Annotated in this window: 28 protein-coding genes and 1 riboswitch; of the genes, 17 read left to right on the top strand and 11 right to left on the bottom strand. The window is 69.1% G+C overall.

Annotated elements, in window-relative coordinates; translation table 11 throughout:
• Positions 1-26: 26 nt before the first annotated feature.
• Positions 27-761, top strand: a complete 735-nt coding sequence (locus tag AB0E69_RS31505) for a phosphotransferase (protein ID WP_360154375.1) — start codon at positions 27-29, stop codon at positions 759-761.
• A 4-nt stretch (positions 762-765) separates the two neighbouring features.
• On the opposite strand, the gene AB0E69_RS31500 is transcribed toward AB0E69_RS31505, so the two are convergent.
• Entirely contained in the window at positions 766-1,275 is a 510-nt protein-coding gene (locus AB0E69_RS31500; RefSeq protein WP_360154372.1) for a DinB family protein, read from the bottom strand.
• A gap of 374 nt (positions 1,276-1,649) precedes the next feature.
• Between AB0E69_RS31500 and AB0E69_RS31495 the strand changes: the two genes are divergently transcribed.
• From AB0E69_RS31495 to AB0E69_RS31480, 4 genes are all read left to right on the top strand, one after another.
• Positions 1,650-3,083: a DEAD/DEAH box helicase gene (locus AB0E69_RS31495; RefSeq protein WP_360154369.1), complete on the top strand. Its 1,434-nt coding sequence runs from the start codon at positions 1,650-1,652 to the stop codon at positions 3,081-3,083.
• A 124-nt stretch (positions 3,084-3,207) separates the two neighbouring features.
• A complete protein-coding gene (locus tag AB0E69_RS31490; protein ID WP_360154367.1) occupies positions 3,208-4,119 on the top strand; it encodes a hypothetical protein in 912 nt (303 codons plus the stop codon).
• A 15-nt stretch (positions 4,120-4,134) separates the two neighbouring features.
• Positions 4,135-4,503, top strand: coding sequence for a DUF1304 domain-containing protein (locus AB0E69_RS31485; RefSeq protein WP_360154364.1), 369 nt, complete (start codon positions 4,135-4,137; stop codon positions 4,501-4,503).
• Positions 4,504-4,532: 29 nt separating this feature from the next.
• Positions 4,533-5,897 (top strand): MFS transporter, encoded by a 1,365-nt coding sequence (locus AB0E69_RS31480; RefSeq protein ID WP_360154361.1) that lies wholly within the window; start codon positions 4,533-4,535, stop codon positions 5,895-5,897.
• On the opposite strand, the gene AB0E69_RS31475 is transcribed toward AB0E69_RS31480, so the two are convergent.
• The gene (locus AB0E69_RS31475; protein ID WP_360154358.1) at positions 5,887-6,528 is read right to left on the bottom strand and encodes a LysE family translocator; all 642 of its coding nucleotides are present in this window, start codon (positions 6,526-6,528) and stop codon (positions 5,887-5,889) included. The genes AB0E69_RS31480 and AB0E69_RS31475 overlap by 11 nt on opposite strands.
• A 137-nt stretch (positions 6,529-6,665) precedes the next feature.
• Positions 6,666-6,732, top strand: a riboswitch (cobalamin riboswitch).
• A gap of 52 nt (positions 6,733-6,784) precedes the next feature.
• Between AB0E69_RS31475 and AB0E69_RS31470 the strand changes: the two genes are divergently transcribed.
• The 4 genes from AB0E69_RS31470 to AB0E69_RS31455 all read left to right on the top strand — a co-directional run bounded on the left by AB0E69_RS31470 (position 6,785) and on the right by AB0E69_RS31455 (position 8,799).
• Positions 6,785-6,982, top strand: coding sequence for a CbtB-domain containing protein (locus AB0E69_RS31470; RefSeq protein WP_360154355.1), 198 nt, complete (start codon positions 6,785-6,787; stop codon positions 6,980-6,982).
• A gap of 5 nt (positions 6,983-6,987) precedes the next feature.
• On the top strand, positions 6,988-7,737 hold the full coding sequence (locus tag AB0E69_RS31465; protein ID WP_360154352.1) for a CbtA family protein: 750 nt from the start codon (positions 6,988-6,990) through the stop codon (positions 7,735-7,737).
• Between the two features lie 46 nt (positions 7,738-7,783).
• Complete coding sequence (locus tag AB0E69_RS31460; protein ID WP_360154349.1) at positions 7,784-8,335, top strand: histidine phosphatase family protein; 552 nt, start codon at positions 7,784-7,786, stop codon at positions 8,333-8,335.
• Between the two features lie 80 nt (positions 8,336-8,415).
• Positions 8,416-8,799 (top strand): hypothetical protein, encoded by a 384-nt coding sequence (locus AB0E69_RS31455; RefSeq protein ID WP_360154346.1) that lies wholly within the window; start codon positions 8,416-8,418, stop codon positions 8,797-8,799.
• Here the strand turns inward: AB0E69_RS31455 and AB0E69_RS31450 are convergent.
• The 3 genes from AB0E69_RS31450 to AB0E69_RS31440 are packed head-to-tail and all read right to left on the bottom strand — an operon-like array spanning position 8,796 to position 11,013.
• Positions 8,796-9,392 carry a class I SAM-dependent methyltransferase gene (locus AB0E69_RS31450; RefSeq protein ID WP_360154343.1) on the bottom strand — a complete coding sequence of 199 codons (597 nt, stop codon included), beginning with the start codon at positions 9,390-9,392 and terminating at the stop codon, positions 8,796-8,798. The genes AB0E69_RS31455 and AB0E69_RS31450 overlap by 4 nt on opposite strands.
• Before the next feature lie 33 nt (positions 9,393-9,425).
• On the bottom strand, positions 9,426-10,286 hold the full coding sequence (locus tag AB0E69_RS31445; protein WP_360154340.1) for a fumarylacetoacetate hydrolase family protein: 861 nt from the start codon (positions 10,284-10,286) through the stop codon (positions 9,426-9,428).
• Between the two features lie 16 nt (positions 10,287-10,302).
• Entirely contained in the window at positions 10,303-11,013 is a 711-nt protein-coding gene (locus AB0E69_RS31440) for a GntR family transcriptional regulator (protein ID WP_360154337.1), read from the bottom strand.
• A gap of 126 nt (positions 11,014-11,139) precedes the next feature.
• On the opposite strand from AB0E69_RS31440, the gene AB0E69_RS31435 reads away from it, so the two are divergent.
• From AB0E69_RS31435 to AB0E69_RS31410, 6 genes are read left to right on the top strand one after another with little or no spacing between them, the layout of a single operon-like run.
• A complete protein-coding gene (locus AB0E69_RS31435) occupies positions 11,140-12,225 on the top strand; it encodes a substrate-binding domain-containing protein (protein WP_360154334.1) in 1,086 nt (361 codons plus the stop codon).
• A complete protein-coding gene (locus tag AB0E69_RS31430; protein WP_360154331.1) occupies positions 12,222-13,310 on the top strand; it encodes a mandelate racemase/muconate lactonizing enzyme family protein in 1,089 nt (362 codons plus the stop codon). The genes AB0E69_RS31435 and AB0E69_RS31430 overlap by 4 nt, the downstream gene beginning before the upstream one ends.
• Positions 13,307-14,395 (top strand): ABC transporter permease, encoded by a 1,089-nt coding sequence (locus AB0E69_RS31425; protein WP_360154328.1) that lies wholly within the window; start codon positions 13,307-13,309, stop codon positions 14,393-14,395. The genes AB0E69_RS31430 and AB0E69_RS31425 overlap by 4 nt, the downstream gene beginning before the upstream one ends.
• Complete coding sequence (locus AB0E69_RS31420) at positions 14,392-15,387, top strand: ABC transporter permease (RefSeq protein ID WP_360154325.1); 996 nt, start codon at positions 14,392-14,394, stop codon at positions 15,385-15,387. Before AB0E69_RS31425 ends, AB0E69_RS31420 begins: the two co-directional genes overlap by 4 nt.
• Positions 15,384-16,901, top strand: a complete 1,518-nt coding sequence (locus tag AB0E69_RS31415) for a sugar ABC transporter ATP-binding protein (protein ID WP_360154322.1) — start codon at positions 15,384-15,386, stop codon at positions 16,899-16,901. Before AB0E69_RS31420 ends, AB0E69_RS31415 begins: the two co-directional genes overlap by 4 nt.
• Entirely contained in the window at positions 16,898-17,740 is an 843-nt protein-coding gene (locus tag AB0E69_RS31410; RefSeq protein WP_360154319.1) for an amidohydrolase family protein, read from the top strand. Before AB0E69_RS31415 ends, AB0E69_RS31410 begins: the two co-directional genes overlap by 4 nt.
• Before the next feature lie 937 nt (positions 17,741-18,677).
• Here AB0E69_RS31410 and AB0E69_RS31405 read toward each other — a convergent pair.
• The 6 genes from AB0E69_RS31405 to AB0E69_RS31380 form a co-directional block, all read right to left on the bottom strand.
• Complete coding sequence (locus tag AB0E69_RS31405; RefSeq protein WP_360154316.1) at positions 18,678-19,883, bottom strand: Fic family protein; 1,206 nt, start codon at positions 19,881-19,883, stop codon at positions 18,678-18,680.
• A 51-nt stretch (positions 19,884-19,934) separates the two neighbouring features.
• Entirely contained in the window at positions 19,935-21,014 is a 1,080-nt protein-coding gene (locus AB0E69_RS31400) for a DNA polymerase IV (protein ID WP_360154313.1), read from the bottom strand.
• 36 nt (positions 21,015-21,050) lie between these two features.
• Entirely contained in the window at positions 21,051-21,839 is a 789-nt protein-coding gene (locus tag AB0E69_RS31395) for an ABC-2 family transporter protein (protein ID WP_360154310.1), read from the bottom strand.
• Positions 21,836-22,642 (bottom strand): ABC-2 family transporter protein, encoded by an 807-nt coding sequence (locus tag AB0E69_RS31390; RefSeq protein WP_360154307.1) that lies wholly within the window; start codon positions 22,640-22,642, stop codon positions 21,836-21,838. Before AB0E69_RS31390 ends, AB0E69_RS31395 begins: the two co-directional genes overlap by 4 nt.
• Entirely contained in the window at positions 22,642-23,646 is a 1,005-nt protein-coding gene (locus AB0E69_RS31385; RefSeq protein WP_360154304.1) for an ATP-binding cassette domain-containing protein, read from the bottom strand. The genes AB0E69_RS31390 and AB0E69_RS31385 overlap by 1 nt, the downstream gene beginning before the upstream one ends.
• Before the next feature lie 138 nt (positions 23,647-23,784).
• On the bottom strand, positions 23,785-24,249 hold the full coding sequence (locus tag AB0E69_RS31380; protein ID WP_360154301.1) for a GNAT family N-acetyltransferase: 465 nt from the start codon (positions 24,247-24,249) through the stop codon (positions 23,785-23,787).
• 85 nt (positions 24,250-24,334) lie between these two features.
• On the opposite strand from AB0E69_RS31380, the gene AB0E69_RS31375 reads away from it, so the two are divergent.
• Positions 24,335-24,628 (top strand): WhiB family transcriptional regulator, encoded by a 294-nt coding sequence (locus AB0E69_RS31375; RefSeq protein WP_360154298.1) that lies wholly within the window; start codon positions 24,335-24,337, stop codon positions 24,626-24,628.
• Positions 24,629-24,650: 22 nt separating this feature from the next.
• A complete protein-coding gene (locus AB0E69_RS31370; protein WP_360154295.1) occupies positions 24,651-25,061 on the top strand; it encodes a PaaI family thioesterase in 411 nt (136 codons plus the stop codon).
• Positions 25,062-25,065: the final 4 nt, after the last annotated feature.

Here is a 25,065-nt window from a genome sequence, read left to right as displayed (position 1 = left end):
TAGGGATCCCCGCCAGGATGGGCGCCGTGGACGAGATCAAGGTCGTGGTGGCCCATCAGGACCGCGCGACGCTCCGGGTCGGTGACGTGTTCCTGAAGATCGACGTCGATCAGGCGAACATCGACGTCGAGGTCGAGGCGATGGAGCTGGTACCGGTCCCAACCGCGCAGGTCCTGTGGCGGCAGCCGCCCGTGCTCGCGCTCGCCGCCCTGCGCGGCGCACCGCTCGGCAAGCTCGGCGGGTCCGCGAACCCGTCACCGGCGGCGTGGGCCGCAGCTGGTGCTGCCCTCCGCAAGCTGCACGACGCGCCGCTGCCACGGTGGCCTGGCCGGGACCTCGACGCGTTGGTGACGAAGCTCGAAGCAGAGTGCGAGTTGCTCGTCGCTGAGGACGTCCTGCCCAAGGACCTCGTCGAACGCAACCGCGAGGTCGCCCAGGCCGCGCTCCGGCCGTGGACCCCGGCGTTCACGCACGGCGATCTGCAGATCGATCACGTGTTCGTGGAGGGTGACGAGGTCACCGGCATCCTCGACTGGTCTGAGGCGGCCCAGGACGACCCGCTCTTCGACGTCGCCACGGTGACGCTCGGCCACGAGGACCACCTGCCCGACCTGCTGGCCGGCTACGGCGACGCGGACCTGGACGTCATCCGTGCCTGGTGGTCGATGCGGGGCCTCCTGAACATCCGCTGGCTGATCGCGCACGGATTCGACCCGTACAGCCCGGGGTGCGAGGTCGACGTACTGAAAGCGCGTATGTAGGGGCCTACTCGCCGGTGGTGCCGTCGACGCGTTCGCGGAGGAGGTCGGCGTGCCCGTTGTGACGGGCGTACTCCTCGATCATGTGGATGTAGAGGTAGCGGACGGAGTACGCGCCCTCGTGGCCCGGGCGGATGAAGGTGTGGTCCAGCTCGTAGCGGGCGGCCAGGTCGTCGGAGAGCTGGACGATCGCGCGGTAGTCGGCGACATCCTGCTCGGCTTGGCTGGGGTCCACGAGGTCGAAGTCGCCGTCGGGGTGTTCCGCGGTCCAGTACTTCGGCTCGGACGGATGACCCGCCAGCGCGCGGTGGAACCAGTACTTCTCGACCTCGCTCAGGTGCCGGACCAGCCCGATCAGGGACAGCGTGGACGGCTCGACCGCCTGCGCCGCGAGCTGCTCGCCACTCAGCCCGGACACCTTCCACAGGAGCGTGCCGCGGTGGAAGTCGAGGAAACCCTGCAGGAGCTCGCGTTCGCCCGCCGCGGTCGGCGGATCCACCCGGAACTGTGTCGTCATGGCGCACAACTTACTGGTGTGACGCGAAACTCCGGCAGGGTCGACCGCCGATGCCGTAGACTGGTTCCGACGGCCCGCCCAGTTCTGCCTCGGGCCGGTGTGCGCGAACGTCTCGCGCCAGCAGTCGACCACCACGCGCCGCGGCCCGTTCCGGCCGCGCCGGGCAGGACGACTCCCCACCATTCTTTGGAGCACCAACCATCAGTCAACGCCCACGCCGGCAGCGCTCTCGCACCACTGTTGCCACCAATGTTGCTGAGAGCAACAAGCCGGCCACGTACTCCGCAGTTGCCCCGATCGTTGTCCCCGACAACCTGACCTTCGCCGATCTCGGCGTACCCGCACCGCTGGCGGCGGCCCTGGCCACCGCCGGGGTGACCAAACCGTTCCCGATCCAGGCGGCCACGCTGCCGGACTCGCTGGCCGGCAAGGACGTGCTCGGCCGCGGCCGGACCGGTTCCGGCAAGACGTACGCCTTCGTCCTGCCGGTGCTGGCGCGACTCGCGACCAACCGGGCCAAGGCCCGCCCGAACCGGCCGCGCGCGCTGATCCTGGCGCCGACCCGGGAGCTCGCGACCCAGATCCAGGCCTCGATCACCCCGCTCGCCGACACCCTCGGTCTGCGCTCGATGACGGTCTTCGGCGGCGTCGGGCACGGACCGCAGATCAACGGCCTGCGCAAGGGCGTCGACATCGTCGTCGCCTGCCCCGGCCGGCTCGAGGACCACGTCCAGGCCGGGCACGCGAAGCTCGACGCCGTCGAGATCACCGTGCTCGACGAGGCCGACCACATGGCCGACCTCGGCTTCCTGCCCGCGGTGCGCCGGATCCTGGAGGCAACTCCGGCCGGCGCGCAGCGGCTGCTGTTCTCCGCCACGCTCGACGCGGGCGTCGACGTCCTGGTCCGCCGGTTCATGAACGACCCGGCCACGCACAGCGTCGACTCGGCGCAGTCGCCGGTCGCGAAGATGGCGCACCACGTCCTGCACATCCAGCCCGCGAACCGGCTGCCGGTGCTCGTCGACCTGACCGCCGCGCCCGGACGCTCGCTCGTCTTCACCCGGACGAAGTACGGCGCCAAGGCGCTGACCAAGAAGCTGATCGCCCAGGGCGTGCCGGCGGTCGAGCTGCACGGCAACCTCTCCCAGGGCGCCCGCACCCGGAACCTGGAAGCCTTCGCGGCCGGTACGGCGAAGACGATGGTCGCGACCGACATCGCGGCCCGGGGGATCCACGTCGACGACGTCGCGCTGGTGATCCACGCGGACCCGCCGGTCGAGCACAAGGCGTACCTGCACCGCTCCGGCCGCACGGCCCGGGCCGGCGCCGAGGGCACTGTCGTCACACTGATGACCGACGAACAGGTCCGCGAGGTCCGCGACCTGACCCGCCAGGCCGGTATCCGCCCGACTGTCACCAAACTCACCACCGGCGACCCCCTCCTCACCGAACTGGCCCCCGGCGAACGCACATACGTCGAGCCGCCGCCCGCCGCTCCCGCCAGTCCCCGCGGCGACCAGAGCGGACCTGACGTCGCCCGCACCGGCCCCCGCAGAGGCCGCCGCCGCACCCCCGCCGCGGCACGCTCCGGCAAGCCCGCCAACGGACGTTCCGGTGGTGCGAGCGCTGCGGGACGGTCCGGTAGCACCGGCACCGCTCCGCGCTCCGGGAGCAAGTCCGCCCCGGGTCGTTCCGGCGCCAAGTCCGGCGGACCCAGCTCGCGCTCTGGATCGAGTGCCGGAGCAGGCGGAGCGGCTGCCTTCTCAGCCGGCGCCCGCTCCTCCCGCTCGAGCCGCCGCGGCCGCTGACCAACGGGATCGCCGGGGAGCCTCGCCGCTAGGACGGCGAGGCCACCCCGGTGCGAGCTGCGGGGCGGCCTGGTTTGGTGCCTAGTCTGGGGTTCGACAGACTTCGAGTGGGCTAGGGGTGCTTATGCGGATTCGGACCGTCCTGAACGACCTTCTGCCGGAGGCGTTCGGGGTGTGCGACTCGCATGATCACCTGTTCTTCCGGTCGGAGCTGCTGCCAGGACAAGAGCTGGACGACGAGCAAGCTGCTCTGGCCGAGGTGATCGCCTGGGCCGACGTCGGCGGCCAGGCGATCGTCCAGTGGACCCCGCACCGACTCAACCGGCGGGCCGACCTGTTGCCCGGCATCTCCAAGCGCACGGGGGTTGCGCTGGTTGCCGCCACCGGGCTGCACCGGCGCGAGCACTACCCGGAGGGCTTCGTCGACAAGGTTCAGGATCAGCTGGCCGAGATCTTCGTGCGTGAGCTGACCGTCGGCATCGGCGACACCCAGGTCCGGGCCGGGATCATCAAGCTGGCCGGCGGTTTCCACGTCCTCGACGCACACGCAGAGCTGGTACTGCGAGCCGCCGCCGAGGCGCACCACGCGACCAACGCGCCCATCGCCGTCCACCACGAGCTCGGCTCCGCAGCCGACGCCGTACTCGATCTGCTCGTCGACGAGCTCGACGTACACCCGGCGGCCGTCATCCTCGGTCACCTCAACCGCTTCCCCGACCACCGCGCGCACCTCGACCTCGCCAAGCGCGGCTCCTGGCTCGCCTTCGACGGCCCGTCGCGGGCCAACAGCGCCACCGACCCGCGCCTGATGGACTGCCTCGCCGCCCTCGTCGACGCCGGGTACGGCGGCCAGCTCCTGCTCGGCGGCGACACCACCACCGCCCGCGCCCGCGCGGTGACCGGCGAGGGCCCGGGGATGCCGTACCTGCTCACCCACCTCCGCCCGCGGATCACGCAGTACTTCGGCGCCGACGTCGCCGAGGCCGTGTTCCGGACCAACCCCGCGCGCGCCTTCGCCACGGATTGGCGCGGCTGACGGTACCTTCCAGGCGTGAGCGTGATCGCGCAGGTCTTCGTGGTGGTTGCCGGGCTGTTCCATCTCGCCGTGTTCGCGATGGAGAGCCTGCTGTTCCGCAAGCCGAGCACCTACCGGCGGTTCCTGGTCAAGGACGAGACCGAGATGGCGGCCGCGCGGCCGTGGGCGTTCAACCAGGGCTTCTACAACCTGTTCCTGGCGATCGGCGCGCTCGGTGGACTGATCTGGGCCGGCGACAAGGGCCACGCGATCGCCCTGTTCGCCTGCGCGTGCATGGCCGGCGCCGGCATCGTGCTGCTCGCCTCCGACCGCCGGATGCTCCGCGCCGCGGCCACCCAGGCGGTCCCGCCGATCCTGGCGCTGGTCCTCGCCGCCTTGACTTAAAGTGCACTTGAGCGGCCAGGGTTCTCGGTATGACCACTATCGCCGAGGACACCGCACCTGACACCAGTGGCGTACTGAGCCCGCAGTACCGCGCCCTGACGATCGGCATGGTCGCGCTGATCACGCTGGTCGCGTTCGAGGCGCTCGCCGTCACGACCGCGATGCCGACCGTGGCGCAGGCCCTCGACGGTCTCAGTCTGTATGCGCTCGCCTTCGGTGGGCCGCTCGCCTCCGGCGTGGTCGCGATGGTTGTCTCCGGCACCTGGAGCGACCTCAAGGGCCCGACCCGGCCGCTTTGGCACGGTACTGCGTGGTTCCTGGCCGGTCTGGTGATCGCCGGACTCGCGCCGACCATGGGAGTCTTGGTTGCCGGGCGCATCATCCAGGGCTTCGGATCCGGTCTGCTGACGGTCGCGCTGTACGTCGTGGTCGGTCAGCTGTACCCCGCGCGCCTGCGCTCGCGGATCTTCGCCGCTTTCTCGACCGGATGGGTGGTCCCATCATTGGTCGGACCAGCGATCGCCGGGCTGGTGGTCGAGCACACGAGCTGGCGGCTCGTGTTCCTCGCCGTCCCGGTGATGGCGATCCCGGCGGCGCTGGTGATGCGGCCCGGGCTGGCCCGCGGTCGCGCGCACGACGTTCGGCCAGGGAAGCTGTGGGACAAGCGGGCGATGTGGGCGGTCGCCGCCGCGGTCGGGGTTGGTCTGCTGCACTACGGCGGCCAGCTGCGCGGGGTGCTGCAGATTGTGTTGCTCGTGGCGGGTCTCGCCGGAGTGGTTGCCTTCGCTCCCCGACTGCTCCCGCGGGGGACCTTCGCGTTCGGGCGTGGTCTCCCGTCGGTGGTCGCGCTGCGCGGTCTGGTGGCGGCGGCCGGGTTCGGCGCCGAGGTGTTCCTGCCGCTCATGCTGACCCGCGAGCGTGGACTGTCACCAGCTCTCGCCGGACTCGTGCTGACGGTCAGCGCACTCAGCTGGACGGCGGCCTCGTGGTACCGCGGCCGGCCGAATCAACCGTTCTCGCACACGGTCTTCCTGCAGGCCGGGATGATCTCGATCGTGCTCGGGATCGTCACCGCGGCCCTGACGCTCGATCCGCACGTACCGGTCGTCGTCGGCATTCTCGGCTGGGGCCTGACCGGGCTCGGGATGGGGACCGTCTTCCCGACCGTGTCCGTGCTCGTCCTGGAGTACTCCGAGATCGACGAGCAGGGCGCGAACAGCTCGGCGCTGCAGTTGAGCGACTCGTTGGCTACGGCAACGATCCTGGCGGTGGGCGGGTCCCTGTTCGCCGCGGTCGAGCCGCACTCGGCGATCACGGCGTACCTCCTGGCCTTCGGCCTGCCGGCCATGCTCGCGTTGATCGGCGTCCAGGCGGCCCGGCGTACTAATCCTTAGTGCCGGTGACGGCGATGCTGGCGCCGAGGCCGATGATCATCAGGCCGCCGGTGCCGCCGACCATTTCCAGCCGGCGGGGTGAGCGGGCGAACCACTGGCGGGCCGTGCCGGCCACGAGGGCCCAGGTGCTGTCCGAGCAGAGCGCGATCAGGATGAAGACCAGGCCGAGCAGCAGGATCTGGACCGCGGCCGGGCTGCTCGCGTTCTTGTCCACGAACTGCGGCAGCGCGGCCGCGAAGAACACCGCGGTCTTCGCGTTCGTCACCCCGACCAGGAACCCCTGCCGCAGCGCCTTCCGGCTGCCGCCGGGCTTCGAACCGCTCGTCATCGCCTCGACCAGCGACTTCCGTGCGCGGAACGCGTGCACGCCGAGATAGATCAGGTACGCCGCTCCGCACAGCTTCACCACGGTCAGCGCGATCGCACTCGCCGCGATCAGCGTGCCGAGCCCGAGCGCGACCAGCACCAGCATCACCGCGGCCCCGACGGTGTTGCCGACCATCGTGAGCACGGCTTCCCGGCGCCCGGCCGCCAGCGCGCGCCCGACGATGAACAGCACGCTCGGGCCGGGGACGACGATGATGATGAACGCTGTGATCGCGAACGCGATCAGGTGATGAGCGGACGGCATCTGCCCACTGTAAGTGCGACGCGGTCGCGGCGCAGCCGAAATCTCACAGGTGGGATAGATCACCGCCGCGCCGTGCCGCATTGACCCGGCTCGGACCGGGCCTCTACGGTTCCAGGGACAACCTGCGGTGCCATGAGGGAAGCCGGTGAGAGACCGGCACGGCCGCGCCACTGTGAGCGAGCTCCGGCTCGTGAGTCAGGATGCTCGGGCACCAGCAGCCTTTCGAAGGGGACGCGCACTTCCCCAGGAGGTTCAGATGGCAGCTCCTGCCCGCTCGGTCGCCGTACCGGCTCTTTCTCCCCAGCTCCTCGTCACCGCGCTGCTCAGCGTCGGCCTGATGCTCCTGCTCGCCTACCTGGTCGGTTTCGACCAGGGCGCGGTCTCCCGGTCCGGGATGTACCTGCACGAGCTGATGCACGACGGCCGGCACCTGCTCGGCGTGCCCTGCCACTAGCAACCATGCGCACCTTCGGATCGCTCCTGGTGCGCGGACTGATCGTCGGACTCTTCGCCGGCCTGCTGGCCGGAACCTTCGCCTACGTGATGGGCGAGCCGCGCGTCGACGCGGCGATCGCGATCGAAGAGTCCGGCGCCGCGCACGCACATGATCACGGCACCGCCGACGAACACGCCGCTGACGACGAGAAGCCGTTGGTCAGCCGGGACGGCCAGCGGGCGGGGTTGTTCCTCGCCACCGGGCTCTACGGCGTCGCGCTCGGCGGGATGTTCGCCGTCGCGTTCACCCTGCTCCGGCGCAAGCTCCGGACCACGAACGACGCGTACGCCGCGCTCGGCCTGGCGGCGGCCGGGTTCGTCGGGATCGTGCTCGTCCCGTTCTTCAAATATCCACCGAACCCGCCCGCGGTCGGTGATCCGGACACGATCACCCGGCGGACAGTGACGTACCTGCTGACGCTCGTGATCGGCCTGCTCGCGGTCTGGGCCGGCGTGGCGCTGTCCCGCTGGGCGGCACGGTACGGCGAGGTCGCGCGGCTCGGCGGTGGCGTCGTGGGGCTGGTCGCGGTCGTGGTGGCGGCCTACCTGATCCTGCCGCGGATCAACGAGGTTCCGGAGACATTCCCCGCTACGCTGCTCTGGCAGTTCCGGTTCGCCTCGCTCGGTACGCAGGCGACGCTGTGGCTCCTGCTCGGTTTCGGGTACGCCGCCGCAGTCGACCGCCAACCGGCTCGACAGAAGGTCGCCGCGTGACGACCAGGTTTCGCCGCTTGACGGCCTGACGGAAGGTGGTTGGCGCTTGACGGCGTTGACGTTGGTTGCCCATGCCCTGACCCCCGCCCTGCGTGGACTCGTGCTCGGTGGCGACGCCGAGCCCGATCCCGCGAGCGTCGACGCGGCCCGTGAGCTGAAGCTCACCGCGGACGCGTCGTACGCCGGGCCGGAGCCGGCCGCCGTGCGCACGGCGGAGGCGCTCGGGTTGTCCCCGATTGTGGACCCGGCGCTGCGGGACCGCGAGTACGGCGAGTGGACCGGGCGTGACCTGGAGTCGCTCCTGGGCGCGGAGCCGGGGCCGGTCTCGGCGTGGCTGGAGCGTCCGCACACGGCAACGCCCGGCGGCGAGACCGAGAACGACGTCCTGGCCCGGGCCGCTGACTGGCTGGGCGACCTCACGGCCCGCCACGAGGACCGCAGTACGGTCGTCGCCGTCGTCCACCCGGCCGTCGTCCGCGCGATCGTCCTCTACGTGCTGGACGCGCCCGCTGAGTCCCTCCGTCACGTCAACGTCCGGCCGCTGGCGACCGTTGCCCTCTCCCACCACGCCGGCACCTGGTCCCTGACCTTCGGCTGACCCGCTCGGCAAGGGTTTGCTTCGTGAAGAATCGCGGGCAGGTGTCGCGAGGGTTTGGCCGGACGGTGTATCACGGAACCGTGACCCTGACCGAAGCCCGCAACCACCTCCGCTCGGAGCTCCTCGCGGTGGCGGCGACCGTCGTACCGGACCAGACACCGACGGTGACCCAGGACGTCGGCCCGGTGAACGAGGGCGCCCTCGCCGACGACCGCGGCCGCGAGTCCGTCTGCACCATCACCGTCGAGACCGGTGACCCGACGACTCCCGACCCCGAGGCCCAGATCAGCTTCGCGGCCGAGACCCTCGAAGCCCGCGGCTGGAAGGTGGAGGTCGACGACGTGTCCGGCGACCACCACCACCTCACCGCCCGCCGCAACGGCTACGACCTCACCGTCGACGCCCGAACCAGCGACTGGCGCCTCACCTTCACCGGCCAAACCCCTTACGTCGACGACCTCTAGACCTTCCGGAAGAGCAAGCGGTCCTCTGGGACGTCCGCGGTGTCGGGAACGAAGCCGGCGGTCAGTGCCAGCGGGGTGAGGGTGGCTGCGGTCCAGCGGTGGACGTGGATGTTCATCGGGTGGTCGCCGTAGCCGGAGGTTTTGTGGGTCGAGTGTTCGCCGACGTGGAAGCCGAGGAGGAGTACGCCGCCAGGCGCGAGGACGCGGTGGAACTCGGCGAAGGCCGTGGGTACGACGTCGCGCGGTAGGTGGATGATCGACCACCAGGCGACGACACCGGCAACGGATCCGTCCGGGATGTCCAACGCGGTCATCGAGCCGACGCGGAAGTCCAGGTCCGGATGGTCGCGCCGGGCCACCTCGATCATCCCAGGTGACAGGTCGATGCCGACGACATCCAGACCGCGCGCCGCGAGCAGCCCGCTGGTCCGGCCGGGGCCGCAGCCGACGTCGAGGACCGGCCCGTCGTCGACGTACGACGCGAGCAGATCGAACGCCTCGACCTCCCAGTCGGCGCCGTCGACCACCCGTTCGGCGTACGGGACCGCGACGTTGTCGTAGGACCAGGCGATGTCCGCGAGATAGTCAGTCACCCGGCCGACCCTAGAGCCGGCCGGGGACAGTTTTCAGGCCTGCGCGAGCTTCTGCTGCTGCCGCCCGAGGCCGTCGATCTCCAGCTCCATCGTGTCGCCGGCCTTCAGGTACGGGAACCGGCCCGAGAGCGCCACGCCCTCCGGCGTACCGGTGTTCAGGATGTCGCCCGGGCTCAGCACCATGTACTGCGAAAGGTCGCGGATCAGCGCCGCCACCGAGAACACCATGTCGGCCGTGTTCGAGTCCTGCCGCGGCTCACCGTTCACCCACGACCTGAGGCCGAGCTTGGTCGGATCGACCTCGTCGGCCGGGACCAGCGCCGGCCCGAGCGGGTTGAACGTCTCGCAGCACTTGCCCTTCGACCACTGGCCGCCGGACTCCTCGATCTGGAAGGCTCGCTCGGACACGTCGTTCGACACGGTGTACCCCGCGACGCAGGCGAGCGCGTCCTCGTCGGTCTCGACGTACCGCGCCGGCTTGCCGATGACGACCGCGAGCTCGACCTCCCAGTCCGTCTTCGCCGATCCGCGCGGCACGAGCACGTCGTCGTCCGGCCCGACGACCGTATTCGGGTGCTTGAAGAAGACGATCGGCTGCTTCGGAGGCTCGGAGCCGGACTCGGCCGCGTGCGCCGCGTAGTTCATCCCGATACAGACCACCGCGCCAGGCCGCGCGATCGGTGCGCCGATCCGCAGGCCCTCGACGTCGGCCACCGGCAGGTCGCCGCCCTCGAGCGCGGCGCGGGTCCGGGCGATGCCGTCAGCGGCGAGGAACGCGCCGTCGATGTCGCCCCCGGTCTCTTGAGTGACAGAGCTCAGGTCGTGAACGGTGCCGTCGGCGGCGCGCACGTACGGGCGCTCCTCGCCGACTGCCCCGAGGCGGAGCAGTTCCACTGCGTGTCTCCCAGCGTTAGTCAGTCTTTGGCGGGTCCTGATCGAAGATCGGCCGCAGGCGGGCGCGGGAGGCCTCGATGTGCGACCGCATCGCCGCGGCCGCCTCCTCCGGTTCGCCCTTGCGGACCGCGGTCACCACGGCCTTGTGCTCTCGCAACGCCTTCGTCGCGATGCCGCCACCGTAGTACAGCCGGAACAGGTGCAGGTGGCAGTGTGTCCGCTGGAAGGACAGCCGGGCCGTCTCGTTGCCGGACAGCTCCAGGACCAGGTCGTGGAACCGCTGGTCGTGCGCCGCCATCGCGCGGTAGCTCTCGTACGCCGGCCGGTCGGGTACGTCGGTGTAGCTGAGCATCTCGGCCTTCAGCCGGGCCAGGTCGTCCGTGCCCGACCGCTCGGCGGCCCGCCCGGCGGCCCACGGCTCGATGTGCAGCCGGTACTCGAACAGGTCCTCGAACTCCTCGCGGGTCAGGCGGGAGGACACCCGGTACCCGCGCAGCGGTTCCTTGATCACCAGCCCGTCGGACTCCAGCCGGGCCAGCGACTCCCGGATCGGGGTCTGCGAGATGCCCAGCTCACGGGTCAGCGCGTCGATGTTCAGCCGGGTCCCCGGCTCGACCACGCTGTCCATGATCAGCCCCTTGACGGTCTCGTAGACGTCGTCACTGAGCACCTGCCGCTGGGGCAGGCGGGCGAGCTGCCCTGCCAGACCCACGTGCGCATCGGTCACTGTCGCTCCTCCCGGGCAAGCACCCAAACTACCCGACCCTCATCGTTACCTCGACGACTCTTGACGGGTCCAGTGTGAGGCGGCAGCATCGGATTCGCAATATCCTATAGGATCTGGAGCCGCCCCATGAACGTCACGATCCGCCGGACCGCGCTCTGCCTGGCCGTGGTCGCCCTCGCCGCCGGTTGCACCACCAAGAACGCCTCCGACAGCGGCAGCGCCGCGACCGGGGACGACGCGTCCACCTCGACTTCCTCCGGGCCGGTGACGCTGAAGGACGGTTCGCAGGTGAAACTGGCCCTGATCCCGGGCGGTGCGCACCCCTACTTCCAGCCGTGGAAGACCACTGCCGACACCGACAAGAGCGAGTTCAAGCTCGGTGCCGTCACCTTCAACGAGACCGGTGAGTGGGACCAGGGCAAGCAGAACAACGTGATCAACTCGCTGGCCGCGCAGGGCTACAACGCGTTCGGCATCTTCGGCGTGTCGCCGACCGACATCAACTCCACCTTCGAGGACCTCAAGGCCAAGGGGTTCGCGGTCGGCTCGCTCGCATCCTGCCCGGCCGGTAACACCAACTCGGCCGACTTCTGCCTGTCCACCGACGTCGAGACCGCGGCGTACAAGGCGACCAAGGCGACCATTGCCGCGATCGGCGGCCAGGGCACGATCGTGCATCTGACCGGCAACAACGTCGACTCGAACACCCAGCGCCGGATCGCCGGCGTGAAGAAGGCGATCGCCGAGACCAACGGCAAGGTCACCGAGCTGCCGGTGATCACCGATATCGACAAGGATCTGTCCACCGCGCAGAAGGCGGTCGCGGACCTGCTCGCGGCACAGGGCACGAAGATCAACGGCATCGTGACGACGGCGTACAACCCGGCCGTGGCCGCGGCCGACGGTGTTGCCAGCAGCAAGCTTCCGATCAAGGTGGTCGCGATCGACGACGACGCGAAGATCCTGGCCGGGATCAAGTCCGGCGGTGTCGCGGCGACGGTCACGCAGAACCCGGTCGGTCAGGCGTACGTCGGCGGCTGGCTGCTCGCGCTGCTGGAGTCGAAGCAGTGCACGATGAAGGACGAGGGCGTCATCGTGGACTCCGGCTCGTTCGTGGTGACGAAGGCCAACGTGGACACGTACGACCAGGAGCGGCAGGCGAAGACCAAAGAGCTGCAGACCGAGTTCGTCAAGCACCTGAGCTGCCGGTGAGCATCATCACGCACGCCACGGCGTACCTCGTCGACCTCGAGGTGGAGACCGTGCGGACCGACGCCGTGCAGTCCTTCCTCAAGCAGGAGACCGTTTTCGTCTCCTTGTCGACAACAGACGATCTGAGCGGTCTCGGCTACTCGTACACGATCGGTACTGGTGGCACCTCCGTTCTGGCGTTGCTGCGGGACCATCTGTTGCCGCGGCTCGTCGGCAAGGACGCACGGAACGTGGAGGAGCTGTGGTCGGACCTGTTCTGGTCCACACACGCCACCACGGTCGGTGCGGTCACTTCACTTGCCCTGGCGGCCGTTGACACGGCTCTGTGGGACCTGCGGTGCCTGCGTGCCGGTGAGCCGTTATGGCGGCTCGCTGGTGGGTACCGGCACCAGGTGCCGCTGTACGACACCGAGGGTGGCTGGTTGCACCTGACAACTGAGGAGCTGGTTGCGGGCGCGCTGGCGTCGCAGAAGGCCGGTTGGCCGGGTGTGAAGCTCAAGGTGGGGAAGCCGCGGGTACATGAGGACCTGGAGCGGCTGCGGGCGGTACGGGACGCTGTTGGGCCGGCTATGGACATCATGGTCGACGCCAACCAGTCCCTGACGTACCCAGAGGCCCGGCGGCGAGCTGCTGCTTTCGAGGCCGTGGATCTGTCCTGGTTCGAGGAGCCGTTGCCGGCGGATGACGTGACTGGGCATGTGCGCCTGGCGGCTGGGACGTCGATCCCCATTGCGGTGGGGGAGTCGCTGTACTCCGTCTCGCAGTTCCGGGAGTACGTCGCTGCCGGCGGCGCCGGGATCGTGCAGGTCGACGTAGCGCGGGTCGGTGGGATCACCCCGTGGCTGAAGGTGGCGCATCTGGCCGAGACGTTCAACCTGGAGGTGTGCCCGCACTTCCTGATGGAGTTGCACGTCAGCCTGACGGCCGCAGTACCTAATGGGCGGTACGTCGAGCACATACCGCAGCTACGGGCGATCACGCGGTCGGAGATGACCGTGGCGGACGGGCACGCGGTCGCTCCCGACGTACCGGGGCTGGGGATCGACTGGGACGCTGACGCCATCGACGATCGGCGCGTGGGATGAGCGCGCCGGTTTCCTCTACCGCTACCGAGGCTCTGCAGGAGGAGGCACCGGCTCCGGCAGTGCGCGGTACGCCGTGGTGGGCGAACCAGCGGATCGGTCTGCTCGTGCTGGTGGTGCTGCTGTCGGCGCTGTTCGGCGTACTGCGGCCTGCGTTCTTCAACCAGCAGCTGGTGGTGTTCCCGTTGCTGCGCGACATCGCCATGTTCACCGTGGTCGGGCTGGCGCAGCTGTGCGTGCTGTCGATCGGCCACATGAACCTGGCGGTCGGGCGGATGGCCGCGTTCTCGATGATGATCACCGGCATCTCCTACGACCTGTGGGAGTTCGGGCTGTACGCCGGTCTGCTCGTCGGACTGGTGGCGGGTACGGCGATCGGTGCGCTGGCGGGATGGGTGATCGCGCGGACCGGGGTCAACAGCTTCGTGGTGACGCTCGCGCTGGACTTCCTGCTGCTGGGGTTGATTCCGCTCGTCTACACGGCGTTGACGGACAACGCCGCGTTCGTGACCAAGCCACCGGGGATGCGGGAGCTGCGGAACTACTCGCTGGCCGACGTGTGCGTCGGGAACCTGTGCGGGTCGCCTGCTGTGCCGCAACTGGCGATCTTCGCCGTGGTGGCGATGGTGGTGGTCGGGTGGATCTTCACGCGCACACGGCTCGGCCGCGAACTGCTGATGACCGGCTCGTCGGTGCGCGCCGCTGAGCTCTCGGGCATCCCCACCGCGCGCCGGGTGATCATCGCCCACGCCATGTCCGGCTGCCTGGCCGCGCTGGCGGGGTTCATGCTCGCCGTCTCGACCGGCTCGATCAAAGCCACCATCGGCGAGGAGTTCATGCTCCCCTCCTTCCTGGGCCCGATCCTCGGCGGCACGCTGCTGGCCGGCGGGTTCGTCTCCATCTGGGGAACGCTCCTGGGCACGGCGCTGACGTCCGTCATCCGCAAGGGCCTCGACCTGCTGGGCGTCGGCCTCGAGAGCCTGAACATCTACCTCGGCCTGATCCTGCTCGTTGCCTTGAGCACCGACCGGGTCCGGACGCTGCTGTCGGACCGGCAGCCGGCCGCCGTCCGAAGGAGATCCCGATGAAGCGCTTCGCCCGTTCCACCGAGATGACGTTGCTCGTCATCTGCGTCGTGTTCTTCGTCTTCCTGGTGATCGCGTCCAAGGGCGAGCTGGTCGCAGCGAATTCCTTACGAGTGCTACTTCAGTTCCTTGCGGTGCCGGTTCTGATCGGGTTGGCTCAAATGGTGGTCCTGGCAGTGGGTCAACTCAACCTGGCCGTCGGCGCGATCGGTGGATTCGCCGCGGCCGCGATGGGCGTGCTCATAGCGGACCACGGCGTACCGGTCCCGCTCGCGTTGCTGATCGGGTTCCTGCTCGCTGCCGTCGCCGGACTGCTGAACGGAGTGCTCGTGGTGCTGACGCGGATCAACGGTTTCATCGTCACGCTGGCGACGATGACCGTGCTGCTCGGCGTCCAGTACCGTCTGGTCGGCACCCGGACCGTGGACGCGTATCCGCAGGGTTTGAAGGACTTCGGGGCGGCCGCGATCTTCGGCGTGATCCCGTGGATCTTCGTCGTGGCGCTGCTCGTTGCCGGAGCGCTCTCGGTGCTGCTTCGCGGTACCGTCCCTGGTCGGCAGCTGCTCGCGTCCGGGGGCAATCCGATCGCGGCGCGGCTGTCCGGGATCTCCAACGACCGCTCGGTGATCGTCGCGCACACGCTGTCCGGCGCGATCCTCGGCGTCGCCGCGATTCTGACCGTCGCGTCCTCGCCGGGCGTGAACAAGAGCATCGGCGGCGACTGGCTGCTGCCTTCGTTCGCGGCGCCGATCATCGGCGGCGCATTGCTGACCGGCGGTTCGGCGGTCGTGCTCGGGACCGTGCTGGCGGCGTTCATCGTGCGTTTCGTGGACACCGCGCGGGCCGAGTTCTCGCTCGAGCCGTCGTGGGTCAACTTCGTCGTCGGTGCGGTGGTGCTCGGCTCGGTCGTGCTCGGTCAGCTGCGGAGCCGGCGGCAGGATCGCCGTACCGTCGTGAAGACACCCGACGCGACCGTGGCCGGAGGTGTGTCATGACGTTGTTCCAGGCATCGCAGGTGGAGAAGGTGTTCCCGGGCGTCCGCGCGCTCGACCGGGTGGACCTGTCGCTCGAGGCAGGCTCCGTGCACGCGCTGCTGGGTGAGAACGGTGCCGGCAAGTCCACGCTGATCAAGGTGATCACCGGGCTGTACCGGCCGGACGGCGGGCGGTTGCTCCTCGACGGCCGCGAGGTGTCCTTCGGCTCACCGCACGAGTCGGCGTCCGCGGGGATCGGCGTCGTACACCAGGAGCGGAACCTGATCCCTGGCTTCACCGTCGGGGAGAACATCCTGCTGCAGAAGCTCCCGACCGCCCGAGGCCTGGTGGATCGTGCCGCGATCAAGTCGGAGGCCGCTCGCTGGCTGGGCGAGCTGGAGCTCGACCTCGATCCCGACCAGCCGGTGACCGAGCTCTCCGTCGCGCAGGCGCAGCTTGTCGAGATCGCGAAGGCGCTGTCGGTGGAGAGCCGCGTGCTGCTCCTCGACGAGCCCACTGCGTCGATCACGCCCAACGAGTCCGCTTTGTTGTTCCGGGTGGTCGAGAAGCTGAAGAACGACGGGCGCGCGATCCTGTTCGTCAGCCACAAGCTGGAGGAGGTCTTCCAGATCTGCGACACGGTCACCGTGCTCCGCGACGGCGCTTCGGTGCTGACGGGCGGCGCGCTGGCCGACCTCACCCGCGACCAGGTCGTCGATCTCATGGTCGGACGGGTGCACGAGGCGTTGTCGCTGCCGCCGCGGTCGGTGGATTCGGCGTCGCCGCCGGTCCTGGAGCTGTCGGGAGTCGGTACGGCGACCGGGCATGCGGAGGTGGATCTCGCCGTACGCCGCGGGGAGATCGTCGGGTTGTACGGTCTCGTCGGCGCCGGCCGGAGTGAGCTCGCCAAGGCGTTGCTCGGGCTGGATCGGATCACAGCTGGGTCGGTGCGGGTGCGCGGGTCCGAGGTGCGGATCCGGAACGTGCGGGACGCGTTGCGGAACCACAAGATCGGGTACGTCACCGAGAACCGGAAGGAGGAGGGCGTCTTCCTCGAGCAGTCGGTCAGCCGGAACATCGCGGTGACGATCTGGGACCGGCTGCGGAAGGCGCTCGGCTACGTTCCCGCGAAGGCGGAGACCGCGACGGTCGCGGCGTACGTCGATCAGCTCGGCATCCGGATCGCCTCACCGGCGCAGCATGCGGGCACGCTCTCCGGCGGCAACCAGCAGAAGGTCTCGCTGGCGAAGTGGCTGGCCGCGCAGACCGAGATCTTGATCATCGACGAGCCGACGGTCGGGATCGACGTCCGCACCAAGGACGCCTTCCACACGCTGATCTGGGACCTCGCGGCGAACGGCCTGGCGATCCTGCTGATCACCTCTGACCTTCCCGAGATGATCACGCTCGCCGACCGCGTCGTCGTCATGCGCGACCACCGGGTCCAGGGCGAGCTCCCCAACGACCACGACTACGACCGGATGAGCCAACAGGTCATCCGCCTCATCCACACCGAAGGAACGACCGCCGCATGAGCAGAGTCGATGCGCACCACCACGTCTGGGACCTGAGCATCCGCGAGCAGCCGTGGATGGTGGGGCCGGAGCTGGACCCGATCCGGCGCAACTACTCGATCGAGGACCTCGCACCACTCGCCGCGGCCGCGGACGTGACGTCGACGGTGCTGGTCCAGACCGTCGGCCTGGTGGAGGAGACGGTCGAGTTCCTGGAGATTGCCGCTGGCAACGACTTGGTGGCCGGGGTGGTGGGCTGGGTCGACCTCACCGCCGACGACATCACCGACGTACTCGACGGCCTGCAGTCGCGCCCCGACGGGGCGTACCTGAAGGCGATCCGGCACCAGGTCCACGACGAACCCGACGTCAACTGGCTCCTCCGCCCCGACGTCCAGCGCGGCCTGGCTGCGGTAGCAGACGCTGGCCTCGCGTACGACCTCCTTACCAAAACCCCGCACCTCCCAGCCGCTGTAGAGACGGCCCGCAACCTCCCGCAACTGACCTTCGTGGTCGACCACATCTCCAAACCAGTCATCGGCGACCCCCTCGACGAGTGGGCCACGGGCATCCGCTCCCTGGCTGCCCTCCCCAACGTCACCTGCAAACTCTCCGGCATGGTCACCGAAGCCAACTGGCAAACCTGGACCTCCGCCGACCTCCAGCCCTACGCCGACGTAGTCCTGGAGTCCTTCACCCCATCCCGAGTCATGTTCGGCTCCGACTGGCCCGTCTGCCTCCTGGCCGCCACGTACGCCGAGGTAGTAGCAGCCGCCGAGTCCCTAACCTCAGCCCTCACCCCCACCGAACAACAATCAATCTTCACCACGACAGCCACCACCACCTACAACCTCACCTAACCGCCCACGCGTGCTGCTGGTAGCCGACCCACGCGTGCTCCGCGACCACTCCGTCGTCGCTCCGCTCCTCCTACGCGACCACTACGCGCGCTCCCACCCACCCTCCGGCTTAACGCCGGCTTTCTGCCAGCTGCCGCTGGCGTGCTCGCGGCTGCCGCCGCGGGTTGCTCGCTACCGCTCGCGGACGACTACCCCAGGGCTGGCGTACTACTCGTCGTACTGCTGATGACGGGCTGAGGTGGTAATCCCATCGCGGTGCTACGCACGGCTCCTCCGTCGCCGAGCTACGCGCCGCCCCCCCACCCGTCTGTTCGGGGCGAGCGCCCCGGTGTTTCCGGCGAGTGCCGGGAGTTCGCTCGCTGCGCTCGCGGAGTTGCGAGCTGCCGCTCGCGGGTGACTACCCCGGGTTGGCGTACTACTTGTCGTACTGCTGATGATGGGCTGAGGTGGTAGTCCCATCGCGGTGCTACGCACGGCTCCTTCGTCGCCGAGCTACGCGCCGCCCCACCCACCCGTTTGTTCGGGGCGGGCGCCCCGGAGTTCCCGGCGAGTGCCGGGGGCTCGCTCGCTGCGCTCACGGGGTTGCGAGCTGCCGCTCGCGGTCGACTACCCCGGGTTGGCGTACTACTCGTCGTACTGCTGATGATGGGCTGAGGTGGTAGTCCCATCGCGGTGCTACGCACGGCTCCTCCGTCGCCGCACTACGCGCCGCCCCACCCACCCTGCTAGTTCGGGGGCGAGTGCCCCGGTGCATCCGGCTGGCGCCGGGGGTTCGCTCGCTTCGCTCGCGAGTTCGCGGCTGCCGCTGCGGGGTTGCTCGCTGCGCTCGCAGTGACTACCGGGGGTTGGTGTCCATTCGTAGACGGACTGGTGGTGACGGGTTGGGTGGTTGAACTGGTGCGCACGGCTCCACAGGCCCAGGGTCTGCCCGGGTGGGTCAGCTGCGGCGGCCGGAGCGGGTGGCGAAGTTGTCGAGGGCGGTGATTACGTCGCGTGCGATCCAGGCGCGATCGCGCTTTCCGGTCGAGATCTGCTGGAGGACTGCCGCCTCGACAAGTTGGTCGATCGCGCGCTGTGCTGCGGGCTGAGAGACGCTCAGATGCTCTTGGACGTGCTTGACGGTGACTGCCGGCTGGCTGAGCAGATGCGGAAGGAGCCTCCGGGCGCTCGAGCCCTCGCGTGAGGGGACGTCGTGCTGCCAGGTGGCGTAGATTCCGGTGAGGTCGTCGACCAGGTTCCGGCCGTTGCCGACGGCCGCGAACGCGGCGCGACTGAACTGCCTGATGATCGGTGCCGGGTCGCCCTCCCGGTACGAGCCGAGCGCAGCGAAGTACGCCTCGGTGTCGGTCAGCAGACCAGCCGAGACCGGGACGGTCAGACGCCGGGTGACGCCGGACCGGCGGAGCATCGCGTGCACCAGGGTCCGGCCGGTGCGGCCGTTACCGTCGTTGAACGGGTGGATCGTCTCGAACTGGGCGTGCGCGATCGAGATCTGGGTGAGGACCGGAAGGTCGGTCCGCAGGCAGAAGCCAATCAGATCGTCCATCAACGCCGGGACCCGTTCGTACCGAGGTGGGACGAAGGTCGCGGTGTGCGGCGTCGGCCCGCCGCCGATCCAGACCTGACCGTCGCGCGTTCGGCCGGGGAGGGCGTAGGCCTGATCGTGCATCAAGGCGCGATGGGCGGCGAGGATCGAATCGATGCTGAGGTCGTCAGCCAGGTCGATCGCCTTCTGCATGGCCTCCACGTTGGCGGCGACCATCCGGGCGTTCTGCGCCGAGGATTCGTTCAGGGTCGCGATGGCCAGTGCCTTGGCGCCGGCGGTGACACCCTCGATCTGCGAGGAGGACGCTGACTCGGTGCGGAGCAGGACGACCGCGAGTGGCGCGAGTTCGCCATCGGCTCGCGGGAGAGCGGCGGACAGTTCGGCGTCGAAACGAGAGATCTCGATCAGAGCGTCTTCGGCCTCGGCCGCAAGGTCGGACGGGATTTCGAAATCCAGACCGGAGATCGCCGGCGGAATCGAGGCGAGGTACTGACCCGTGGCCGCGGCTCGTTCGCGCCGGGACATGGGTCTGTCAGCCCCGTCCCATTCACAGCGTTCCCAGCCGACCGCCAGCGGGAGCTCTCCGGGTTGGTTCACGGGAGCCACTATATAACTTTCACAGATTAAAGTTATATAGCGAGCAGCGACCTATGCGGGAGGGACGAATTCGACGCGGATGCCGATGAGGCGGATGGGGCGGCGGAGTTCGAATTTCTTTAGGAGGGTCAGGGCGGTGGTGGCTATGACCTCGGGGTCTTGGGTGGGGTTGGGGAGTTTGCGGCTTTTGATGGGGGTGTAGAAGGTGGTGAAGCGGAGTTTGACCCAGACGCGTTGGATGGTGCGGCCGTCGGCGACCACCTCGTGGGTGACTTCCTCGGCGATGCGGCGGACTTCGCGGGCGATGTCGGTGGGGTCGGTCAGGTCGGTGGGGAAGGTTTCCTCGTGGCTGCGGGAGACGGGTTCGCGGGGGACGTCGGTGACGTGGGTGTCGCCCAGGCCGCGGCCGAGGGCGGCGTACCAGGCACCCATCTTGGGGCCGAAGCGTTTCTTGAGGGTGTCCACGTCGGCGGCGGCCAGTTCTTCGACGGTGGTGATGCCCAGTTCGTTGAGGTTGTGTTCCATCCGGGTGCCGATGCCCCAGAGGTCGCGGACCGGGCGGTGGTTCATGACGTCGCGCCAGTTGTCGGCGGTCAGGCGGTAGATGCCGGCCGCGGAGCCGTCGCCCGCTCCGGAGAACGGCTGGGCGTGGGACCGGGTGTGTTTGGCGAAGTTGGTGGCCAGTTTGGCTCGGGTCTTGTTGTCGCCGATGCCTACTGCGCAGGTCAGGCCGGTGGTCGTGGCGACGGCGGCGCGCAGGTCAGCGGCCAGGGCCTCGGGGTCGTCGGTTTCGGCCCCGACGAAGCACTCGTCCCAACCCCAGACCTCGACGACGACGGGGAAGGTGCGGAGAGTGTCCATCACCTCGAGAGACGCCGCGTCATAGGCCGCAGGGTCCGTCGGCAGGAAGACGGCGTCGGGACACTTCTTGTACGCCGCCCGCACCGGCATACCCGAGTGCACGCCGAAAGCCCGCGCCTCGTACGACGCAGTGGCGACCACCTGCCGTGGTTGGGTCGGATCTCCGGACCCACCGACCACGACAGGCAGCCCACGCAACTCAGGCCGGCGCCGGATCTCCACAGCCGCGATGAACTGATCCATGTCCACATGCAGGACCCACCAGCTCATACCAACAGCAAACCACAGCCCCCCGACAAAGACCCTTCAGCTGGACGCACTCGCGTAGGTCAAGAGCCCGCGCCGCCACAGCAACCGCGCCAGCCCAAACCCCAGCACCGCCAACCCGACCCCGAGCCCGACCGGTCCCCAGCCGAGGTCACCCGACAGCGCCCGCACCGGAAACGTCGTAGCGAACGCCACCGGAAACGCGAAGGTCAGGAACGTCCGCACCGCCACCGGGAAGAACGCCAGCGGATACCGCCCAGCCTCCACCAGCCCGAGAAACACGCCCGAGATCGGGTTCACCGACTGCAGCCAGAACGCCAGGAACGCCATCGCCGACCACACCGCCGTCAGCAGCACCAGCCCACACACCACCAGGACGACGGCCTGCAAGACCTCCGGCACCGAAGGCGTCACCCCGGACTGCGCCAGCCCGAGAACCAGCACAACGATGCCGCTGGCAACATTGCTGAGCTCCGCGACGTTCACCCAACGCAACGTCAGGTAGAACTGGCTCGACACCGGCCGCAGCAGTACGACGTCCAGCTCGCCCTCGGTCAGGTACGCCGTCATCCGGTTCAGGTTCGGCGCGATGAACGTCGCCAGCAGCCCGGTGACGATCTGGAACACCCCGACCAGCGCGATCACCTCCGCCCGCGTCCACCCGTGCACCTCCTGGGTGAACCCGAACAGCAGCAGCGTCGGAACGATCCCCACCCCGAGCTGCACCAGCCCGACCACCAACGTGGTCAGGAAGTGCGCCCGGTAGTGCGTCTCCCGGACGACGGCCTGCAGCACGAACCGCCGCCACAACCGCAGATGGACCATCATGCGCCCACCGCCGAGTACGCGCGGATCCCCGCCGCCCAGACGAGCCGGGCGAGTGCGCCGAAGACGACGACGTACCCGAGCTGCACACCCAGCCCGGCCGCCAAGTCCGCACCGGACAACCGGCCCGCCACGATCTCGACCGGGAACGACACCGTGTACCGGAACGGCTGGTAGTCGACGAAACCGCGCGACCACGCCGGCATCAACGCCAGCGGTACGACCGCACCCGACAGCACGCCCGCGACGATCGCCCGGGCCTGCAGCAGCCCGGTGACGTCGTCCATCCAGAACGCCAGCGACGCGATCAGGATGTCGATCGTGAACACCAGCGCGGCGCCGAGCCCGATGCTGACCGCGAACAGCGCCCAGCGGCCCGGGCCGGCCGGGAGGTTCATCGAGTCGTGGAAGATCCACCAGACGATGCCGATCATCGGCACCAGCGCGAACAGCTTCAGGAACTTCTCCGACAGGTTGTTCGCCACGAACCCGAGCAGCAGCGACGCCGGCCGGACCATCCAGCTGGACAGCTTCCCGAGCCGGATGTCCTGCGCGAGGAACGCGGCCATCCACGACGACGTCGCCATCGTGACGAACCCGAGCAGCACGAAGTACGTCGTCACGTAGCGCTCGTCGACCGGGAGGCCGGCGCCGTTCGCGAGGGCCGTCCGCCAGATCAGCAGCGAGATGATCGGCACGCAGATGTTGGCCAGCATGAAGATCACCCACTCGCCGCGGTACACCGAGGCCTGGGCGATGTCGGCCGCGGTCATCCGCCGCAGCACGCGCAGATTGCGCCAGACCATCACGCCTCCCGCAGGAAGAGGTCGCGCATGATCTCCTCGATGTCCGCGTCCGCGACATCCAGGTCGACCAGCGGCCCGAGCCGCGTCAGCTCCGACAGCACGGCGCCGGCGCGCTCGCGATCCGCCTCGAGTACAACCGTCTCTCCCGAGACGTCCACACCGCCTACCCCGTCCAGGCCGATGAGCCGGGAGCCGTCGACCGGCGTCGCGTACGTCGCCCGGACCAGCTTGCGCGGCCGCGCCGTACGGACGAGCTCGTCCAGCGAGCCGTCGTACTGCAGGCGGCCGTGGTCGATGATCATCACCCGCGAGCAGAGCGCCTCGATGTCGTCCATGTCGTGGCTGGTGATCAGGATCGTGGTCCCGCGGAGCCGGTTCACCTCGGCGAGGAACGAGCGGACCCGGGCCTTCGCGACCACGTCCAGCCCGATCGTCGGCTCGTCCAGGAACAGGATCTCCGGACCGTGCACGAGCGCGGCCATCAGCTCCAGCTTCATCCGTTCGCCGAGCGAGGTCTTGCGGACCTGCACGTTCAGCAGGTCCTGCACCTCGAGCAGCTCGGCCAGCTCGGCGACGTTGCGCTCGAACTCCGCAGTGGACAGGCCGTACATCTCCTTGTGGAGCAGCAGGCTCTCCATCGCCGGCACGTCCCACCAGAGCATGGTCTTCTGGCCCATCACGAGTGCGATCCGGCGGAGGTAGTCGTGCTTGCGGTCGGATGGTGTGTGGCCGAGGACCTGCAGGTCGCCGGAGGTCTTGTAGAGCAGGCCGGAGAGCATCTTCAGCGTGGTGGTCTTACCGGCGCCGTTCGGGCCGAGCAGGCCGACCACCTCGCCGCGGTCGATGCCGAAGCTGATCCGGTCTACCGCGAGCCGGGTCTCGTACCTGCGCCGGACCAGGCTCTTCAAGGCGCCGCCGAGGCCCGCGCCCTGCTGGTGGAACCTGTACGTCTTGGTCAGATCATGTGCCGCGATCACCCGCGGCCGGGCGTGAACATTCGTCACGTGGCTACCGCTTTCGAGAGTCGGTGTGACTGTCGGACCGGGCAGCATCACCGCACGCAGCATCACCGCATGAAGGCGCCTGAACAACCGGCTGCCGGAACCCACGATAGGCAGACCCGGAAAGCGTCGTCCAGCGGATTAGAGCTGTTTGCGCATCTGCTGCGCGACGACCGTGTAGCCGAGCGACTCGTAGAGTCCGACCGCGGTCCGGTTGTTCGTGAACACGTTGAGGTCGAGCTGCGCGTACCCCCGTGCGCGGCACTCGGCCTCGCCGGCGAGCATGATCGCCCGCCCGTACCCCCGGCCGCGGCGCTCGCTGTCCACCTCGATCCCGAACACGAACGGCACCTGCGGCTTGGTCCAGATCCACAGGCTCCCGACCGGCTCGTCACCGGTGCAGGCGATCCAGATCAGGTGGTCCTCGGTCCCCGGCCCGTCCACCAGCAGCTTGTCGATCTCCGCGCGGGCCAGCGTCAGCGCCGCCTCCGGGTCCAGCCCGCGGGCCGGGCCGATGCCGGCCGCGAACGTCGCGTCGGCGCGCGTCCTCCACTGCGAGTACTCGCTGGCGGCAATCGGGCGGAGGAGCACCGTGGGCGTGATCACCTGCCCGACGATAGCCAACACGGCGCGTTTGCCCACGGGTACTGGGACCAGTATCCGACCAAGACCGCCAAGCTGAGGTACGACGATGAGACGGCGCAAACCGCCCTCGGGTGTAGTGAGCAAGGCGCCCGACGGCCTGCCGTCGCCCCTGCTGGAGAACTGGGAGTGGCAGGACCGGGCGGCGTGCGCCGACGTGAACCCCGAGCTGTTCTTCGCGGCCGAGTCCGAACGCGGCCCGCGCAAGCACGCCCGCGAGCTGCTCGCCCAGTCGCTGTGCGGGACCTGTGCGGTCCAGCGGGAATGCCGCGACCACGCGCTGATGGTCGGCGAAACCTACGGCGTCTGGGGCGGAACAACCGAGGAGGAGCGCCTGGCCTAGTGCGTGGCACTAGTTTGTGGCCATGGAGCTGAATCTCGAGCTGGCGCAGCAGGTCCTCGCGGCGCAACCGTTCAGCGTGCTGGTCGGCGCGCGGGTTACCGCGTTCGGCGACGGCGGCGCGACGCTCGAGCTCGACATCCGCGACGAACTCCGGCAGCAGAACGGCTTCCTGCACGGTGGCGTGCTCGCGTACGCCGCGGACAACGCGATCACCTTCGCCGGTGGTACGGCGCTCGGCGCGGACGTGCTCACCGGCGGGTTCACGATCAGCTACCTGCGCCCGGCGAAGGGCCTGGTGCTCCGCGCCGAGGCCCGAGTCGCCCATTCGAGCCGCCGGCAGGCGACCTGCACCTGCGAGCTAACCACCCTGGACGAGTCCGGCACGATCACACTCTGCGCCATCGCCCAGGGCACCGTCATCGCCCGACGGTAACCGC

This window comes from Kribbella sp. NPDC026611 (genome assembly GCF_040638345.1).
GTDB lineage: Bacteria > Actinomycetota > Actinomycetes > Propionibacteriales > Kribbellaceae > Kribbella.
The sequence above is the reverse complement of the archived record's forward strand: the minus strand, read 5'-3'. Positions and strand labels throughout refer to the sequence as shown.

Bases quoted from the DNA above. Each gene is read 5' to 3' on its own strand.
- AB0E69_RS31375 (WP_360154298.1), top strand. From the start codon at position 24,335: ATGAGACGGCGCAAACCGCCCTCGGGTGTAGTGAGCAAGGCGCCCGAC.
- AB0E69_RS31400 (WP_360154313.1), bottom strand. From the start codon at position 21,014: ATGAGCTGGTGGGTCCTGCATGTGGACATGGATCAGTTCATCGCGGCT.
- AB0E69_RS31415 (WP_360154322.1), top strand. From the start codon at position 15,384: ATGACGTTGTTCCAGGCATCGCAGGTGGAGAAGGTGTTCCCGGGCGTC.
- AB0E69_RS31500 (WP_360154372.1), bottom strand. From the start codon at position 1,275: ATGACGACACAGTTCCGGGTGGATCCGCCGACCGCGGCGGGCGAACGC.
- AB0E69_RS31490 (WP_360154367.1), top strand. From the start codon at position 3,208: ATGCGGATTCGGACCGTCCTGAACGACCTTCTGCCGGAGGCGTTCGGG.
- AB0E69_RS31410 (WP_360154319.1), top strand. From the start codon at position 16,898: ATGAGCAGAGTCGATGCGCACCACCACGTCTGGGACCTGAGCATCCGC.
- AB0E69_RS31425 (WP_360154328.1), top strand. From the start codon at position 13,307: ATGAGCGCGCCGGTTTCCTCTACCGCTACCGAGGCTCTGCAGGAGGAG.
- AB0E69_RS31475 (WP_360154358.1), bottom strand. From the start codon at position 6,528: ATGCCGTCCGCTCATCACCTGATCGCGTTCGCGATCACAGCGTTCATC.
- AB0E69_RS31395 (WP_360154310.1), bottom strand. From the start codon at position 21,839: ATGATGGTCCATCTGCGGTTGTGGCGGCGGTTCGTGCTGCAGGCCGTC.
- AB0E69_RS31370 (WP_360154295.1), top strand. From the start codon at position 24,651: ATGGAGCTGAATCTCGAGCTGGCGCAGCAGGTCCTCGCGGCGCAACCG.
- AB0E69_RS31465 (WP_360154352.1), top strand. From the start codon at position 6,988: ATGCGCACCTTCGGATCGCTCCTGGTGCGCGGACTGATCGTCGGACTC.
- AB0E69_RS31420 (WP_360154325.1), top strand. From the start codon at position 14,392: ATGAAGCGCTTCGCCCGTTCCACCGAGATGACGTTGCTCGTCATCTGC.
- AB0E69_RS31435 (WP_360154334.1), top strand. From the start codon at position 11,140: ATGAACGTCACGATCCGCCGGACCGCGCTCTGCCTGGCCGTGGTCGCC.
- AB0E69_RS31390 (WP_360154307.1), bottom strand. From the start codon at position 22,642: ATGGTCTGGCGCAATCTGCGCGTGCTGCGGCGGATGACCGCGGCCGAC.
- AB0E69_RS31470 (WP_360154355.1), top strand. From the start codon at position 6,785: ATGGCAGCTCCTGCCCGCTCGGTCGCCGTACCGGCTCTTTCTCCCCAG.
- AB0E69_RS31480 (WP_360154361.1), top strand. From the start codon at position 4,533: ATGACCACTATCGCCGAGGACACCGCACCTGACACCAGTGGCGTACTG.